At 52.8% G+C, this 16,209-nt stretch carries 19 protein-coding genes; 12 read left to right on the forward strand and 7 right to left on the reverse strand.

Translation table 11 applies throughout. From position 1 onward, the window contains the following. Positions 1-6: 6 nt before the first annotated feature. On the reverse strand, positions 7-3,057 hold the full coding sequence (gene fdnG / locus V6940_RS20600; RefSeq protein WP_220439051.1) for a formate dehydrogenase-N subunit alpha: 3,051 nt from the start codon (positions 3,055-3,057) through the stop codon (positions 7-9). A gap of 504 nt (positions 3,058-3,561) precedes the next feature. On the opposite strand from fdnG, the gene fdhD reads away from it, so the two are divergent. Continuing rightward, complete coding sequence (gene fdhD / locus V6940_RS20605) at positions 3,562-4,311, forward strand: formate dehydrogenase accessory sulfurtransferase FdhD (RefSeq protein WP_220439053.1); 750 nt, start codon at positions 3,562-3,564, stop codon at positions 4,309-4,311. Here fdhD and V6940_RS20610 read toward each other — a convergent pair. Both V6940_RS20610 and V6940_RS20615 read right to left on the reverse strand, forming a co-directional pair. Next, positions 4,278-4,787, reverse strand: coding sequence for a YgjV family protein (locus V6940_RS20610; RefSeq protein WP_333497130.1), 510 nt, complete (start codon positions 4,785-4,787; stop codon positions 4,278-4,280). The two genes, fdhD and V6940_RS20610, sit on opposite strands and share 34 nt — an antisense overlap. 59 nt (positions 4,788-4,846) lie before the next feature. Then, the gene (locus tag V6940_RS20615; protein WP_333497131.1) at positions 4,847-5,368 is read right to left on the reverse strand and encodes a Crp/Fnr family transcriptional regulator; all 522 of its coding nucleotides are present in this window, start codon (positions 5,366-5,368) and stop codon (positions 4,847-4,849) included. A gap of 129 nt (positions 5,369-5,497) precedes the next feature. On the opposite strand from V6940_RS20615, the gene V6940_RS20620 reads away from it, so the two are divergent. The 9 genes from V6940_RS20620 to V6940_RS20660 all read left to right on the forward strand — a co-directional run bounded on the left by V6940_RS20620 (position 5,498) and on the right by V6940_RS20660 (position 11,257). Then, positions 5,498-5,710, forward strand: coding sequence for a YdgH/BhsA/McbA-like domain containing protein (locus tag V6940_RS20620; protein WP_333497132.1), 213 nt, complete (start codon positions 5,498-5,500; stop codon positions 5,708-5,710). A 387-nt stretch (positions 5,711-6,097) separates the two neighbouring features. Further along, positions 6,098-7,078 carry a 6-phosphofructokinase gene (locus V6940_RS20625; protein WP_333497133.1) on the forward strand — a complete coding sequence of 327 codons (981 nt, stop codon included), beginning with the start codon at positions 6,098-6,100 and terminating at the stop codon, positions 7,076-7,078. An 11-nt stretch (positions 7,079-7,089) separates the two neighbouring features. After that, positions 7,090-7,404 (forward strand): PTS sugar transporter subunit IIB, encoded by a 315-nt coding sequence (locus V6940_RS20630; protein WP_185668838.1) that lies wholly within the window; start codon positions 7,090-7,092, stop codon positions 7,402-7,404. Further along, on the forward strand, positions 7,397-8,764 hold the full coding sequence (locus V6940_RS20635) for a PTS sugar transporter subunit IIC (protein WP_333497134.1): 1,368 nt from the start codon (positions 7,397-7,399) through the stop codon (positions 8,762-8,764). Before V6940_RS20630 ends, V6940_RS20635 begins: the two co-directional genes overlap by 8 nt. Next, on the forward strand, positions 8,751-9,593 hold the full coding sequence (locus V6940_RS20640) for a class II fructose-bisphosphate aldolase (RefSeq protein WP_333497135.1): 843 nt from the start codon (positions 8,751-8,753) through the stop codon (positions 9,591-9,593). Before V6940_RS20635 ends, V6940_RS20640 begins: the two co-directional genes overlap by 14 nt. A gap of 59 nt (positions 9,594-9,652) precedes the next feature. Next, positions 9,653-9,922, forward strand: a complete 270-nt coding sequence (locus V6940_RS20645) for a hypothetical protein (RefSeq protein ID WP_333497136.1) — start codon at positions 9,653-9,655, stop codon at positions 9,920-9,922. A 9-nt stretch (positions 9,923-9,931) separates the two neighbouring features. Further along, the gene (locus V6940_RS20650) at positions 9,932-10,369 is read left to right on the forward strand and encodes a PTS sugar transporter subunit IIA (RefSeq protein WP_333497137.1); all 438 of its coding nucleotides are present in this window, start codon (positions 9,932-9,934) and stop codon (positions 10,367-10,369) included. Beyond that, complete coding sequence (locus tag V6940_RS20655) at positions 10,366-10,923, forward strand: AAA family ATPase (protein ID WP_333497138.1); 558 nt, start codon at positions 10,366-10,368, stop codon at positions 10,921-10,923. The genes V6940_RS20650 and V6940_RS20655 overlap by 4 nt, the downstream gene beginning before the upstream one ends. A 121-nt stretch (positions 10,924-11,044) precedes the next feature. After that, the gene (locus V6940_RS20660; RefSeq protein WP_333497139.1) at positions 11,045-11,257 is read left to right on the forward strand and encodes a YdgH/BhsA/McbA-like domain containing protein; all 213 of its coding nucleotides are present in this window, start codon (positions 11,045-11,047) and stop codon (positions 11,255-11,257) included. 40 nt (positions 11,258-11,297) lie between these two features. Here the strand turns inward: V6940_RS20660 and V6940_RS20665 are convergent, their stop codons facing one another. Both V6940_RS20665 and V6940_RS20670 read right to left on the reverse strand, forming a co-directional pair. Further along, on the reverse strand, positions 11,298-11,621 hold the full coding sequence (locus tag V6940_RS20665) for an AzlD domain-containing protein (RefSeq protein WP_333497140.1): 324 nt from the start codon (positions 11,619-11,621) through the stop codon (positions 11,298-11,300). Continuing rightward, a complete protein-coding gene (locus V6940_RS20670; protein ID WP_185668863.1) occupies positions 11,621-12,271 on the reverse strand; it encodes an AzlC family ABC transporter permease in 651 nt (216 codons plus the stop codon). The genes V6940_RS20665 and V6940_RS20670 overlap by 1 nt, the downstream gene beginning before the upstream one ends. A 114-nt stretch (positions 12,272-12,385) precedes the next feature. Here V6940_RS20670 and V6940_RS20675 point away from each other — a divergent pair, with 114 nt between their 5' ends. Both V6940_RS20675 and V6940_RS20680 read left to right on the forward strand, forming a co-directional pair. Further along, complete coding sequence (locus V6940_RS20675) at positions 12,386-12,934, forward strand: helix-turn-helix domain-containing protein (RefSeq protein WP_185668830.1); 549 nt, start codon at positions 12,386-12,388, stop codon at positions 12,932-12,934. Positions 12,935-13,291: 357 nt separating this feature from the next. Continuing rightward, a complete protein-coding gene (locus V6940_RS20680) occupies positions 13,292-14,686 on the forward strand; it encodes a carbohydrate porin (RefSeq protein WP_333497141.1) in 1,395 nt (464 codons plus the stop codon). Positions 14,687-14,748: 62 nt separating this feature from the next. On the opposite strand, the gene rhaM is transcribed toward V6940_RS20680, so the two are convergent. Both rhaM and fucO read right to left on the reverse strand, forming a co-directional pair. Then, a complete protein-coding gene (gene rhaM / locus V6940_RS20685) occupies positions 14,749-15,063 on the reverse strand; it encodes an L-rhamnose mutarotase (RefSeq protein ID WP_333497142.1) in 315 nt (104 codons plus the stop codon). Then, positions 15,060-16,208 (reverse strand): lactaldehyde reductase, encoded by a 1,149-nt coding sequence (gene fucO, locus V6940_RS20690; protein ID WP_333497143.1) that lies wholly within the window; start codon positions 16,206-16,208, stop codon positions 15,060-15,062. Before fucO ends, rhaM begins: the two co-directional genes overlap by 4 nt. Position 16,209 lies beyond the last annotated feature (1 nt).

Genomic DNA, 16,209 nt, shown 5'->3' on the forward strand with positions numbered 1-16,209 from the left:
TCTCCGTTACACCTTTTCCACGTTCACCAGGAAGGACTTAAATTCCGGCGTCTGCGAGTTCGCATCGCCGACGGACGGTGTCAGGGTATTCGCAATAAACCCTTTCTTCGCCACGCCTTCATAGCCCCAGTGGATTGGAATACCGATGGTATCGATATCCTTACCGTCAACTTTCAGCGTGCGGATACGCTTGGTCACCACCGCCTTGGCTTTGATATAGCCGCGGTTAGAGGAGACCTTCACGGTATCGCCGTGGCCGATGCCGAGCTTATCGGCCAGCTTCTCACCAATCTCCACAAACTGTTCCGGCTGTGCGATGGCGTTAAGCAGCGCATGCTTGGTCCAGTAGTGGAAGTGCTCGGTCAGACGGTAGGTGGTACCGACGTACGGGAACTTATCCGCTTTACCCAGCGCTTCCCTATCGCCTTTAAAGATACGGGCGGCAGGGTTTGAGATGACGTTCGGGTGCAGCGGGTTGGTGCCCAGCGGCGTTTCAAACGGCTCGTAGTGTTCCGGGAACGGACCTTCTGCCATCTTATCGAGGGCGAACAGGCGACCCATCCCTTCAGGCTGCATGATAAACGGCCCGACGTTGCTGCCCGGTGCCGCGGCGCTGTAGTCCGGAATATCCACGCCGCCCCATTTCGCGCCGTCCCACTTGAGGAGCTGGCGCTTCGGATCCCACGGGTTACCCTGCGGGTCTGCGGAGGCACGGTTATACAGGATGCGACGGTTCAGCGGCCATGCCCAGGCCCAGCCCAGCGTGTTGCCAAGGCCGGATGGATCGGCGTTATCGCGACGCGCCATCTGGTTGCCGTCCGGCGTCCAGCTACCGGCGAAGATCCAGCAGCCGCTGGCGGTGGTACCGTCATCGCGCAGTTGGGCGAACGAGCTCAGCTGTTGGCCTTTCTTCACGATAACCGCGCCGGTGGCCGGGTCGATAATATCGGCCAGCGCCTTACCGTTGTTCTCCATCGCCACTTCCTCAGACGCAGGCTCATCCGGCGTTGAGTAGTTCCAGCTCATGTTCAGTACCTGTTCAGGTACCGGGCCGCCCTCTTCGGCGTACATCTTACGCAGGCGTAAGAAGATGCCGGCCAGGATCTCACCGTCGGTGACGGCATCCCCCGGGGCGTCCGCGCCTTTCCAGTGCCACTGCAGCCAGCGGCCGGAGTTCACGATAGAACCGTTCTCTTCGGCGAAGCAGGTGGACGGCAGGCGGAACACTTCGGTCTGGATTTTCGATGGATCAACATCGTTCGACTCACCGTGGTTTTGCCAGAAGGTCGCCGTTTCGGTGTTGAGCGGGTCAATGGTGACGAGGAACTTCAGTTTAGAAAGCGCCGCGACCGTTTTGTTTTTGTTCGGGAATGAAGCCACCGGGTTAAAGCCCTGGCAAAGATAGCCGTTGACCTTACCCTCGTTCATCATCTCGAAGTACTGCAGGACGTCGTACCCTTTGTCCCACTTCGGCAGCCAGTCAAAGCCCCAGCTATTTTCCGCCGTCGCTTTATCGCCGTAGAAGGTCTTCATCATCGAGACGAAGAATTTCGGGTAGTTGCCCCAGTAGTTCACCTGGCCATCCAACAGCGGTTTAGGCGTGTTGGCGGTGAGGTAGGTTTGCAGGTCAGTCTGCTTCTCGTTTGGCAACGTCATGTAGCCCGGCAGGCTTGTCGACAGCAGGCCGAGGTCGGTCAGACCCTGGATGTTGGAGTGGCCGCGCAGGGCGTTCACGCCGCCGCCTGCCATACCCATGTTGCCGAGCAGCAGCTGAATCATCGCCATGGTACGGATGTTCTGCGAACCGATGGAGTGCTGCGTCCAGCCCAGTGCATACAGGAACGAGGCGGTTTTATCGTGCGCGCTGGTCTCTGCGATGTACTCGCAGACTTTCAGGAAGTCGGCTTTTGGCGTACCGCAGATTTTCTCGACCATTTCCGGCGTGTAGCGGGAAATATGCTGTTTCAGCAGATTCCAGACGCAACGCGGATGGGTGAGGGTGGTATCGCGTTTCGCGTGGCCGTTCTCATCCAGTTCGTAGTTCCAGGAGGTCTTATCGTATTTACGCGCTTCGGCGTCATAGCCGCTGAACAGGCCGTCGTTGAAGCTAAAGTCTTCACGCACGATAAGGCTGGCGTTGGTATAGGCTTCGGTGTACTCACGGTTGAATTTTTCGTTATTCAACAGGTACAGCATCACGCCCGACAGGAAGGTAATGTCGGTGCCGGAGCGAATTGGGGCGTAGAAATCCGCCACTGACGCGGTTCGCGTAAAGCGGGGGTCGATAACAATCAGCTTCGCGCCATTATGGATCTTGGCTTCCATCGCCCAGCGGAACCCCACCGGATGCGCTTCTGCCGCGTTCCCACCCATCACGACGATGAGGTTGGCGTTCTTCATGTCAACCCAGTGGTTGGTCATCGCACCGCGACCAAATGTTGGAGCAAGACTTGCTACCGTTGGTCCGTGTCAGACACGCGCTTGGTTGTCGACCGCGAGCATGCCGAGCGCGCGGGTGAATTTCTGTGTTAAGAAGCCGGTTTCGTTACTGGAAGCAGAGGCGCACAGCATACCGGTGGTCAACCAACGGTTAACGGTAGTGCCAGCTTCGTTTTTCTCGATAAAGTTGGCGTCGCGGTCGGCCTTCATCAGCTTAGCGATGCGGTCGAACGCTTCATCCCAGCTGATTTGCTGCCATTTATTGGAGCCAGGTGCGCGGTATTCAGGATATTTCAGACGGCTTTCAGAGTGGATAAAGTCCACCAGTCCTGCGCCTTTCGGGCACAGCGCGCCGCGGTTGACCGGGTGATCCGGATCCCCTTCGATGTGGAAAATTGAGGCTTTTGCGTTTTTTGCGCCGTCGCCGAGGCTATACATTAAAAGCCCACAACCGACAGAGCAGTAAGTGCAGGTGTTACGGGTCTCACGGGTGCGCAGCAATTTATACTGCCGTGTTTCCGCGAGTGCGATGCCTGGGGCAAAGCCCAGTGCGGCTGCCGTGGTTCCTGCCATACCGCCAGCGCAGATCTTAAAGAACTGCCTTCTGCTGACCTGCATGGTTCGCTCCTTGTTTCGACATTGTCATTGCTTGTAGTTGTTCTCCGTCGTAGTCAGACGAAGATTCTGAATACTAAGATGCCCTCAGTTCCTGGAGGGCTTTGGTTCAGAATACCACAATATCGGTAGGCTTGTTCCAATGCGGTTAATGATAGGTGAATGGATTTTGCGCGGATTAACATTGAATCGTGAGATTTATCACATTTAACCCTGTTTATCGCGCTAATTTGGCGGGTGATTAACGAAGATAACCACAAGGTAGTACCTATAGTTTAAACAGCCATTTTGTAGCAGAATGCCACTAAAAAATGCGCACTGTGCGTTATTGCACCACAAAGTTGATCCATAATAAGCCTCAATTCCCTCCTGTTGTGATGGAATAGACGCCCCTTATTGTTGATGTCGTTCAGAGTACTTGCCGTGTTTAATGTTAAAGATGAAGTCGAACCCTCGTTGCAGTTGATTGGTGCGGTCGAGCGTTCCGTCTTCAGAAGGCCAAAAATTATGCAACCGACACAGGATATTCTTGCTGAAGAAGTTCCCGTTGCGCTGGTCTACAACGGCATTTCCCACGTCGTGATGATGGCGACGCCGAAAGACCTCGAAGCATTTGCGATTGGCTTTTCTCTGTCTGAGGGCATCATCGAACACCCGCGTGAAATTTTCGGCATGGACGTGGTGCCGGCCTGTAACGGCGTGGAAGTCAGAATCGAACTCTCCAGCCGTCGCTTTATGGGGCTCAAAGAGCGCCGTCGTGCGCTCGCCGGGCGTACCGGGTGCGGCGTCTGCGGCGTTGAACAGCTCAACGATATCGGTAAGCCTATTCAGCCGCTACCTTTCAGCCAGACCTTCGACCTGGCCCACCTTGACCATGCGCTCAGACATTTAAACGACGTGCAACCGGTTGGTCGTGAAACGGGCTGCACTCATGCGGCGGCCTGGGTGATGCCGTCGGGCGAACTGGCGGGCGGGCATGAAGACGTGGGCCGCCACGTGGCGCTGGATAAACTGCTGGGCCACCGTGCGCAGGAAGGCATGCGCTGGCAGCGGGGCGCTGCGCTGGTTTCCAGCCGCGCCAGCTATGAAATGGTGCAGAAGTCAGCCATGTGTGGCGTTGAGATTTTGTTTGCGGTCTCTGCAGCCACCACGCTGGCGGTGGAAGTTGCCGAGCGCTGCAACCTGACGCTGGTGGGTTTTTGCAAGCCGGGCAGAGCGACGATTTATACCCACCCAGAGCGCTTATTGACGGAGTAATGACGCCAGGCAGCCAGTAAAATGCTGCCTGAAAACGCCATCTCCATGATGATAGCCATCGGCGAACCGACAATCACATTGTTTAGCACCCAGCATAAACTGCCTCCCAGCGTGTATCCTCGCAGTTTATTGGTCTTATCCTGAAAAGAGGCGAAGGTCATCAGCAGGCTGCCGGCCAACGGCAACAGGTTCGTCATTCCCTGCCAGAAACAGGCGCTACAGATTACCGACGCCGCCATAAATACCCACATTGCCCATAGACGCTGCGTCAGGATCGCTGCCGTAAAGCGGCAAGCCGCAATCGCCATCAACCCGGATGCCACAGGCTGCTCCAGCAGATAAAAATGGAGCGCCAGCAGGCTGGTTGAGCCGGCAAGAAGGGTGAGCGTCATGGTTCGGTGACGAAAGTGAAAGGCTGAAATATCCAGCCCAAAGCTGATGCCAGCAAGAATCTGGGAAACAAGAAATGTGTTCATAACGGACGCCATTGCACAAATGAATGGCGGAACAATAAGTGACGCCATCGGCGATGGCGTTAACCTTTGTTAAGGCGTTGGCGAATGCGCGAAAGGCTGACCGGCGTAATCCCGATATAGCTGGCGAGATCCCGTTGCGTAAGCTGTGACTCCCAGTCCGGGAACTGGTTCTGAATATACCGATAGCGTTGCTCAGGGGTATTGAGCAGCAGCATCTGCTCCTTTTTTTCTTTGTAGATAAGTTGCTGAATGAGAAGCTGCATTTTGCAGTTCTGATTTTCGGCGGCATCCAGAAAAGAGAGGGGAACTTCACTGACCTCTCCCGCCGCGAGCGCCTGCAGGCTGTAATCAGCAGGGGTAGCCGTTAACCAGTTGAGATATAAAAAGCAGCACTCCCCCGAAAAATAGAACTCTTTTACCCGCTCCACGCCCTGGTCTGAGTGATAAACCGCGCGAACAACACCATGATGCAAATAGTAAAAATAGCTTTGCATCTCCCCCTGATGGAGGAGCCAGTCGCCCGCCGACAGCGGTTTTCTTCGACTCTCCAGTAAACCTTTTAGATCCTGACTTAATAACATTTTCTATCTCAAAAAAATTGAAAGATAAATGCAAATCATTCCGCTATTAGTTGATGAGAATGTGGCCTACTATTTATCACATCAAGGCAACGCGCCTTATCCAAACAACCAAGTGAAAGGGTTTACATCATGAAAAGCATCAAAACTTTTGTCGCAGTTATCGCATTCGCCGCTTCTTTCGGTACCTTCGCTGCTCAGACCGTGACCGCAACGGCCTCCACAATGGACGGTGCAGAAGCGAAAATCGCCGCTCAGGCACAGGCTGCAGGCGCATCGTCTTATAAAATTACCGAAGCGTTTACCGGTAACCGTGTGCACATGACCGCTGAACTGAATAAATAAGCGAAAGTTACTGTAGAAAGAGCGCCCCAGGGGCGCTTTTTTTGTATCTACCAAATCTCTCCATACATCGCCCCCTTCTTAAGACAAAATTATGTGCCGACGTTCACATTTTTGCTCTCTCATAAAAGCGTCAACAATCCTGAAAACCATTTGTTTATTTATGGGTATTTGCCCATAAAATAACTTCCTGATAATTAAAGTTTTTAATTAATAAATGTCGTATCCGTCTCATTTGAAAAATGAGATTTAAATCACAAAAAACACCCATTTTTATTATGTGTCAATGTTAGGCATGACTTAAATTATCGCTATTATGTGATCTTCGTTGCAAATAGATGTCTTGAAGTCAGGGAAAAATGCTTTCACGGAAACAGGTGAGGGCAGAAGATGAAAATCGGTATTGTCATTAGCGGCGGAGATGTCTCCGGAATAAATAATTTTATTTTTCAGGTCGCGAGACTTGCCTGTGCACAGATCACGCTATTTAACGGCGGCATACCGGGTTTATTAGATAAAAATCACCGGGAGGTCTCCTGGTCAGATTTAGTGGACTTTTCAATTTCCTCTATTCCAATTATTACGTCCGGACGTACGGCACGAAATTTACAGCGAAGTGAATACGAAACCATTGCGCGAAAAATAAAGTCGTTACGGATTGATGTGCTGATTATGGCTGGCGGTGATGGCAGTCTGCAATTCCTGAATACGCTCAGCGAATTTGATATTAACTGCTTTGGTGTGGGTATGACGATTGACAATGATGTTTATGGCAGTGATTACACCATTGGTTTTTCTACCGCCTGCGAGCAAATTATCAAAGAGGTATCGCGCTTAAGAAATACCGGCAGGGCACTCCCAGGGCGCGTTTTTATGGCGGAGATTCTGGGCGGTTACTGCGGCGAGCTAACGCTGCAATCGGCGATAAAATCGAACGCCGATATTGCGCTGATTCCAGAAGCGCAGATCCCTCTGGACGCTCTGGCAGAGCGTGTTAAGCAAAAACTGGCTAACCAGAACAGCGTCGTTATTCTGTGCTCGGAAGGTTACACCCGCGAGTACTCTCCGGGCTTTCAGGGCGCAATAGATACCATGATAAAACAACTTGAACCGCGTATTGGCGTGCGGATTCGTAAAACCATTATTGGCTACGGTTTACGCAGTGGCGACCCGACCTGTGAGGAAATTTATCAGGGCACCATTATGGCGAATGAAGTGGTTCGCTGTATTCAATCTGGTATGAAAAATAAAGCCGTTATTATTAATTCAAGCAATAAACCTATTCCGATTGATTTAGTCAGTATGAAAAAACGTCTGGTTGATACCGACGGACATTATTATAAACTTGCCAAACAACTCAATATAATTTGAGGAGACCCTACATGCTGAAAATTCTCTGCGTATGTGGCTGCGGCCTCGGCTCAAGCTTTGCTATCGAAATGACCGCTAAGGCTGTTTTAAAAAAACTGGAAATTCCGGCACATATTGAACACACCACGGTCTCAGAGGCCGGGGCATTTAAATCTGACATGATTCTGACGCAAAAAACCTTTGCCGATATTCTGACAGCCGATGCCAGCGAAGAAGAGATAAAACGCGTGGTGATATTAAATAAGCTGACGGACAAAGATGAGATCGAGCAAAAAATTGTCGCGTTTTTAAATGAACGTAATTTACAGGTAGCCGACTATGAATAGTGTCGTTGAGTTTATCGTCAAAGATTTGCTCGGCCAGGCTTCAATCCTCATTGCCTTTATTGCGATGCTGGGGCTTATCCTACAGAAAAAATCACCGGGCAAAACCGCTGAGGGCACGTTTAAAACCCTGCTCGGCTTTTTAATCATGATGGCCGGTATCAACATCATTGTGGCCACGCTGACGTTCCTGAATGACATCTTCACTCAGGGCTTTGGCATGAAGGGCTACATTACCGATGTCGCGGCAATTGCCGGTTTAGCCAACCGTGAGCTGGGCTCCGAGGTGGCGCTGACCCTGCTGGTGATTTTTGCCGTCAATATCATCATCGCTCGCCTGACGCCGCTGAAATATATCTTCCTGACAGGCCAGGCATTGCTGTGGATGGCGACCATTGGCGCAGTTATCGGCTATAAAGCCGGGCTGACAGGGCTGCCGCTGATTTTGACCGGCGGGATCTTCGGCGGCGTCATGGCGGTACTGATGCCCGCGCTGGCGCAACCGGTAGTTCGGCGGATCACCGGCTCAGATGATGTCGCGCTGGGGCACTTCTGCACCATTGGTTACCTGGTGCAGGCGGCGGTCGCTAAAGTGGTCGGCAAAGGCTCTCGCTCTACAGAAGATCTTGAATTACCGGATAACTTCAAGTTTCTGCAGGATACCTATCTCGCCATGGCAGTGGTCATGGTGCCGATGTACCTCATCCCGGCATTGGCGGCAGGTCCGGCCTATATCGGCCAGTTCTCTAACGGCATTAACTACCTGATGTACGCCTTTATGCAGTCCATCCAGTTTGTGGCCGGGGTCTTCGTTCTCTATAGCGGCGTGCGCCTGCTGCTCAATGAACTGGTGCCAGCGTTTCGCGGGATTGCAATGCGGATTGTCCCCGATGCCAAGCCGGCGCTGGACTGCCCAGTGCTGTTCCCTTATGCGCCTAATGCCGTGATTGTCGGTTTCCTGGCAACCACTGTGGGTTCGATCATCGGCATGCTGGTCTTCCCGATGTTCGGTCTGGCGATGATTCTGCCCGGCCTGCTCACGAACTTCTTTGCGGGCGGCACGGCGGGGGTCTTCGGCAATGCGCTGGGCGGTCGTCGCGGGGCGATGATCGGCGGCGTGGTGCACGGGCTGTTTATCACCTTCCTGCCCGCCATCCTGGTACCGATGCTTGAAAGCTACGGCTTTACCGGTGTGACGTTCAGCGATTCGGATGTGATTAGTTCTGGGCTGGTATTAGGCCACGCCTTCCAGAATAACTGGTTATTTGTCGCGTTATTTATTGTCTTTGTCGCCGCACTGGCATGGTTTGTAAACGGTAAATCAGCTAAGCCGAAAGGGGAAAACGTTCATGAGTCTGCATAACTTCAACGATATTCTTAACATTGCCCAGCAGAGAAATTTTAAAGCCATCGGGTCGTTTAATTTGCACTGTATTGAAATGCTGCCCGCTTTTTTTAAAGCCGCGCAGCAGAGTAACAGCCCGCTAATGATCCAAATCTCCACCGGGACGGCGGAATATTTAGGCTATCGTTTATTAGTGGATGCGGTTAGCTCGCTGGCAGAGAGTGAAAATGTACCAACCTGCCTGCATCTGGATCACTGTTCGGATATCAGCGCCATTGAAACGGCAATGAACGCCGGGTTCTCGTCGGTAATGTATGACGGTTCTCATCTCAACCTGGAGGAGAATATCGGTAACACGCGTATCGTGGTTGAGATGGCGCGCCCGCGTAATATTACGGTGGAGGGGGAACTGGGCGCCATTGGTGGCACTGAAGACGGCAAAGCCGTCGCCGTAGAAGATATCTGTTTCACCACGGTAGAGGATGCCAGACGCTTCGTCGATGAAACCCAGGTCGATATGTTAGCGGTCTCCGTGGGGACAGTGCACGGGCTGTATACCGGCAAGGCAAAAATCCAGCACCAGCGGCTTAAGGAGATTAGTGCGGCAACCGGTGTTCCTTTGGTGTTGCACGGCGGCACCGGCGTGAGCGATGAGGATATGCGCCTGGCGGTGACTGAGGGAATTAACAAGGTCAACGTCGGCACAGAAATGAATGTGCAGTGGGTTGATCAATGCAAAATCACATTTGAAAAAGGTAAAGTGAATGACAGCGTGCGGAAGTTTTTAATTCCAGCAAATAATGCCGTCACTCAGGTATTAATGGAAAAGATCGCTTTATTTAAATAAACATCTCTTTATTACTCGATATTTCGTTACCCTGTAGCTCATCAGGGAGGGGATTCGCTATGTTTGAATCATTGAAAACGTTGTGGAAAAAGCAAAATAGTCCGTCGGAAGATTATGATGAACAGTCGCTTCTGCTGGCGGCAGAAATATCCCGATTAGAAGGTGAATTACAGGGTAACCCGAGTGATGGCGAGGTACAGAAAGCATTAATGTTGATTTATAACCGGGCGTTGTCGGTATATGCCAAAAGCAAAACGCACCGACAGGAAATTGACGCACTGTTTATCCGTATCGATGAATTACGCAATATTATTCGACGTAATATTTAGGGAGTGAGTATGACGATAAAAGAACTACTCATAGAAGCCGATGCCATTCAGGTTGGAGTCACTGAGTCGGACTGGCAGAAGGTGATCCGACTGGCGGCCACGCCGCTGATTGAAAATGGTTATATCTCGGCTGATTACGGGCAGGCCGTTATTGAGAATACCCTGAATCACGGCGCGTATTACGTGTTTGACGAAGGGGTTGCCATTCCGCATGCGCGTCCTGAGTGCAGCGTGAAGCGGAACTGTTTTAGCCTCGTGCTGTTGGAGAAACCGATCCGGTTTGCCGAAAGCGAGGCCGCGGATATTGTCATTATGTTCGGCGCGCAGGACAGTAATGCGCATATTGAAGAGGGGATCCGCGCCATTATATCGTTGCTGGATAACGATGAACGCATGGCCAAACTGCGGGCAGCAAACTCGAAAGAGGAGGTCGTGGCGCTGCTATGAAAAGAGATCTTACGCCGATCTGTAAAACCGTCATTCTGGTGAACGGCATACCCGCCTCTGGAAAGAGCACCATTGCCCGACAGCTTTCGCAGACCTTTGGCCTGCCATTGCTGACAATCGACGGCATCAAAGAGCCGTTTATGGCGCGCTTTACCGATATCGACCGCCCCTTCAACCGCCAGCTCGGCTGTGCTGCCTACGAGGCTATCTGGTCTATTGTGGAACAGTCTCCGACGGGCTGTGTCTGGGTGATTGATGCCTGGTTCGGCTTTCAGCCTAAAGAGATACTGCAGCGGCTAGTTCAGAACGCGGGGGTTGAACGGGTTGTCGAAATCTGGAATCAGATCCCCCCTGATGTCGCGGTGGCGCGCTATGCTCAGCGGTTAGCGCATCGCTTGCCGGGTCATCCCGGAGAAGAGTACCTGCCTGAGCTGGCGCTGCTGGCCGAGCGGGCCGAACCGATGCATCTGGGGGCCGTTTACTGTGTTGATCAGCAGGCACGGCCCGATATTGAAGAGGTCTGTGACTGGGTTGATGTGCAGTTGAAAAATTAATCAATTAATTTGAACAATGACAACAAATCCTTCCGCTTTTCGTTGAACGATGTGAGGGCTATTATTTATCACATCAAGGCAACACGCCTTATCCAAACAACCAAGTGAAAGGGTTTATATCATGAAAAGCATCAAAACTTTTGTCGCAGTTATCGCACTTGCCGCTTCTTTCGGTACCTTCGCTGCTCAGACCGTGACCGCAACGGCCTCCACAATGGACGGTGCAGAAGCGAAAATCGCCGCTCAGGCACAGGCTGCAGGCGCATCGTCTTATAAAATTACCGAAGCGTTTACCGGTAACCGCGTGCACATGACCGCTGAACTGAATAAATAAACGAAAGTTACTGTAGAAAGAGCGCCCCTGGGGCGCTTTTTTAGTTTATACCTGCCAGACGCAGCAGCGCGGTCGCCACCGCAGCGGCAATAATCACGACGATAAGCGGCGCTTTGCGCCAGGCCAGAAACACCGCTAAACCTACCCCTAGCACGCGCGCCGCACCGGAGAAATGCTCCCCCTCATAGAACGTGGTCGCCAGCGCGACGGAAAAGAGCAGCACCGTGGCGGCATCGGAAAGCAGTGCCTGAGAGCGCTCCGAAAAGGCCAGGCGGTTGCCGAGCTTTGCGCCGCCGAGACGCATCAGATAGGTTCCCAGCGAAAGAATAACGATCCCGGCGATAAACAGCGTCATGTTACCCATTATTTTTTCCTCGCCAGCAGGCCAAACAGAGAGAGCAGGACCGGCAGCCCGACAGGGGCAAAGGGTACGGCGGCGAGCGACAGCGCCGCACCGCTGCAGGCACGAATCAGCGTGGTACGGTTTTTAAAGGCGGGGATCACCAGTGCCAGCAGAATGGCCGGGAAAACGGCATCCAACCCGATGGTTTCCGGGGCTGGGAGTAATCGCCCTACCGCAGCGCCAAACAGCGCACCGAGCGGCCAGAAGATGGCGACGCCAGCCCCGCAGAGCCAGAAGGCAGCCTTACGCTGTTCTGGCGTAGGTTGCGATAGGCCGAAGACTACGCTCTCGTCATTCATGATATGGCAGCCAATAAAGCTGGCGGCACGCTTGCCCACCAGGTCACGCACCGTCACGCCGAAAGGAATATGGCGGGCATTGACTAACAGACCAGCCGCTGCCGCCGCTAACGGGTTACCGCCGCTGGCGACGATGCCGATAAACATAAACTCGGACGCGCCCGCGAGGACCGAAACCGAGAGCAGCAGCGGCACCCATAGCGGGAAGCCGTAAGCCATTGCCAGTGAACCATAAGAGACGCCGACCACGCCGACCGCCAGGCAGACGAGGAAAATCGCCTTAATCGTGCTGCCTTTCAGGCAGGAGAACATTTTTAATGACATCTAAATTTACCATATCGAACGATATATCCATTATAATGAACGAATCAGTGTGGTAGTTCAAGATGAACGTTTCGTTCGATATATAAAACGATGGAGTTGTGTATGACACAGCCAATCAGCGTGATTGCCAAAAGCCTGGTGCGTGAGCGAGCGAGGACCGGATTGTCTCTGGCCGAAATCGCGCGTCGCGCCGGTATTGCCAAATCGACGCTTTCCCAGCTTGAGGCCGGGAACGGTAATCCTAGCCTGGAAACCCTATGGGCGCTCTGCGTCGCGCTGGACATTCCTTTTGCTCGCCTGCTTGAGCCGCAACCCAATAAAACCCAGGTGATTCGTCGGGGGGAGGGAACGAAGGTCATTGCCGAGCAGGCCAACTATCAGGCTACGCTGCTTGCTACCTGCCCGCCGGGGGCGCGCCGCGATATCTATCTGCTGACCACGCAGCCGGGCGCAGACCGTATTTCGCATCCGCACCCACCGGGTTCTATCGAACATATTATTGTGACGCAGGGGCGAGCGCTGGTTGGCCTGACCGCCGCGCCGGAAGAGCTGAATGCCGGTGATTACATCTGTTATCCCGCCGACGAACCGCACCTTTTTAAAGCACTGGAGCCAGATACGCTGGCGATTCTGGTCGCCGAGCAGAACTGATCGTAGAGACGCGCAGTGATATATCAATTACTGCGCGTGTTTTTATATTTATATTCCATAACTAATATTATAATTTTATTGTTTATTCGCTGTAATAATCTCTAATTATATATATTACTCACCCTTCTCTTTTCTTTCTCCACCGTGTTATCTCGCTCACGATCTTAGAATCAGGGATGTTTACCAGCTAAAATATATTAGCTAGTGTCTTTGGTGCTTGTTATGAAATATGTCCGTACGTAACTGGCGATTTCTACCGACAAATGAATAATAAAAACACATTCATGGTCGTTATAAAAATACCGGAAATCGTATTTTGATTTTTCGGGAAATTCTTTATTTCAAGGAAAGCAAATAATGAAGAAATCGACGCTCTCGCTGGCAATAGGATTATTGCTGGTGGCCAATACCGGTTTTGCGAAAACAACGAGCATGACGTTAGAGCAAAGGCTGGCGCAGTTAGAATCACGTCTGGAAGCGGCAGAGAATCGCGCTGCAAAAGCAGAACAGCAGGTTGAAACGCTGCGCGTTCAGCAGGCTGATGAAATTAAAGAGATTAAGGCTGCGCAGGGCAATACGCCGGTGAATGGTCAGGCTTCGGCCGAAGAGACTCACATCAACGCCAATAAACCCAATCTCATTCTTTCTGGCTACGGCGATCTGAAAATTTACGGCGACGTAGAATTTAATATGGATGCGGAAAGTAAGCATGGCTTACTCGCCATGACCAACCCGAATTATGGTAGCGATCCAAGCAATGAAAAATGGGACGTCAACGGGCGTATTTTGCTGGGATTCGACGGTATGCGTAAGCTGAACAACGGCTATTTTGCCGGTTTCTCGGCGCAGCCGTTGGGCGATCTTTCCGGGACGGTGAATATTGATGATGCGGTGTTCTTCTTTGGTAAAGAGGATGACTGGAAAATTAAAGTGGGCCGTTTTGAAGCCTATGATATGTTCCCATTAAATCAGGATACGTTTGTTGAGCACTCCGGCAATACTGCTAACGACCTCTATGATGACGGCAGCGGTTATATCTATATGATGAAAGAAGGTCGCGGTCGTTCTGACTCCGGCGGCAACTTCCTGGTGAGCAAGCAGATAGACAACTGGTATTTTGAATTAAACACCCTGCTGGAAGATGGTACCGCGCTCTACAATGATGGCGATTACCATGGTCGTAGCCTGGAGCAGCAGAAGAACGTGGCCTATCTGCGCCCGGTCATCGCCTGGTCGCCCACGGATGAGTTTACGGTGTCGGCGGCGATGGAAAGCAACGTTGTTAACAATGCGTACGGCTATTACGACAAGAATGGTCGTTTGGTCGATCAGTCCGATCGCACCGGTTACGGTATGACCATGACGTGGAATGGACAGAAGGCCGATCCTGATAATGGCGTGGTGATTAATCTGAACACGGCCTACCTGGATGCGAACAATGAACAAGACTTTACCGCAGCGACAAACGTGCTGTGGAAAGGCTTCGAATTGGGCTACATCTACGCGCATAACAAGATTGATGATTATGCCGGCGTGGTGTGTGACGATGACTGCTGGATAAACGATGAAGGGACCTACGATATTCATACCATCCATGCGTCCTACCAGTTCGCTAACGTGCTGGATATGAAGAACTTTAATATCTATCTCGGGACTTATTACTCCATCCTGAACAGCGATGGCGACAATCACAACGGCGATGGTTCTGACGATCGCTACGGCGCACGCGTTCGCTTTAAATACTTCTTCTAAAAAAACGAAGGCCTCCGTAAACGGAGGCCTTCTTTCGGTAGCCCGGCCGGGCTACCGGGTGCTTATTCCAGGTAAAACACTTCCTTCAACTCGGCGCTAACCGGGCTGTTATCCGGGTTGGACGGCATCACGTCGGTCATGTGCTTCCACCAACGCTGGCAAACGTCGGTGTTCGCCACCGCGTTCCAGCGCTCTTCGGACTCAATCTCCACGGTGGCGAACAGCAGGTTACGTGCTTTATCGAGATAAATGGCGTAATGGTGTGCGCCGTGCGCTTTTAGCACCGCTTCCAGCTCCGGCCAGATTGGGCTGTGGCGGCGCTGGTACTCTTCGTGTGCGTTGGCGTTCACCTGCATCACAAAGGCTTTGCGGATCATAATGCCTCCAGGTACAGCTCACGCACTTCATCGCGGCTGGCGGTACGCGGGTTACAAGGTGCGCACGGGTCGGCCAGCGCTTTATCCAGCCAGCCTTCGATATCGGCTTTGGTCACGCCGAGCTTGCTGAACCCCTCTGGAATGCCCACGCGCGCACTCAGCTTGCGGATGGCGTTGATCGCCTCCATGCTCGCCGCTTCGTCGCTCATGCTGCGGGTGTCCACGCCCATCGCCTGCGCCACGCGGGCAAAGCGCGCCACGGCGTTCGGGCGGTTAAAGTTCTCGATAATCGGCAGCAGGATGGCGTTGCACACGCCGTGCGGCAGGTTGTGCGTGGCCCCCGGTTGGTGCGCCAGCGCGTGGACTAACCCCAGGCCGGCGCTGTTAAACGCCATGCCTGCCAGATACTGACCAAACGCCATCTGCTCGCGGGCTTCCAGGTTATGACCATCGTCCACGGCTTTCGGTAGCCACAGGGTGATAAGGCGAATTGCTTCGAGCGCGTTGGCATCGGTTAACGGGTGTGCGCCGACGGAAACATAGGCTTCTACCGCGTGGGTCAGTGCATCCATACCGGTGGCGGCGGTGACGGAGGCCGGAATATCGAGCATCACGCTGGCATCGTCCACGGCGATATCCGGGATGATGTTCGAGTCGATAATCACCTCTTTGACCTGGCGCGTGGTGTCGATAATGACCGCGTTGCTGGTCATCTCCGCTGCGGTACCGGCAGTGGTGTTGATGGCCACCAGATGCACGCCAGCGTTCAGCACTTTGCCCACGCCGGAGTATGCGGTGGATGGGGCCGGGTTAGCGGTCAGGATTTTAATCGCCTTTGCTGTATCAATCGGACTGCCGCCGCCGAAGGCAATAATGTAGTCACACTGATTAGCCTGGTAGGCCGCGTAGCCTTGTTGCACCAGTTCTTCCGTCGGGTTCGGGAAAACCTCGTCGAACAGGTGATAAGACATTTTATGCGCGTCCAACGCGGCGAACAGACTATCCAGCAGGCCCATTTTCACCAGTTGACCGTCGGTGACGATCAGCGCTTTGCCCCATTGTTTACCGGCAACCAGGTTGACCATATCCCCAATGGCGCCTGCACCGTGCAGGCTGATTTTTGGCAGTGCTAACATAAAGCTCATG

The sequence above is a fragment of the Kluyvera sp. CHPC 1.251 genome, assembly GCF_036759945.1.
In the GTDB taxonomy this organism is placed as follows: Bacteria; Pseudomonadota; Gammaproteobacteria; order Enterobacterales; family Enterobacteriaceae; genus Kluyvera; species Kluyvera sichuanensis.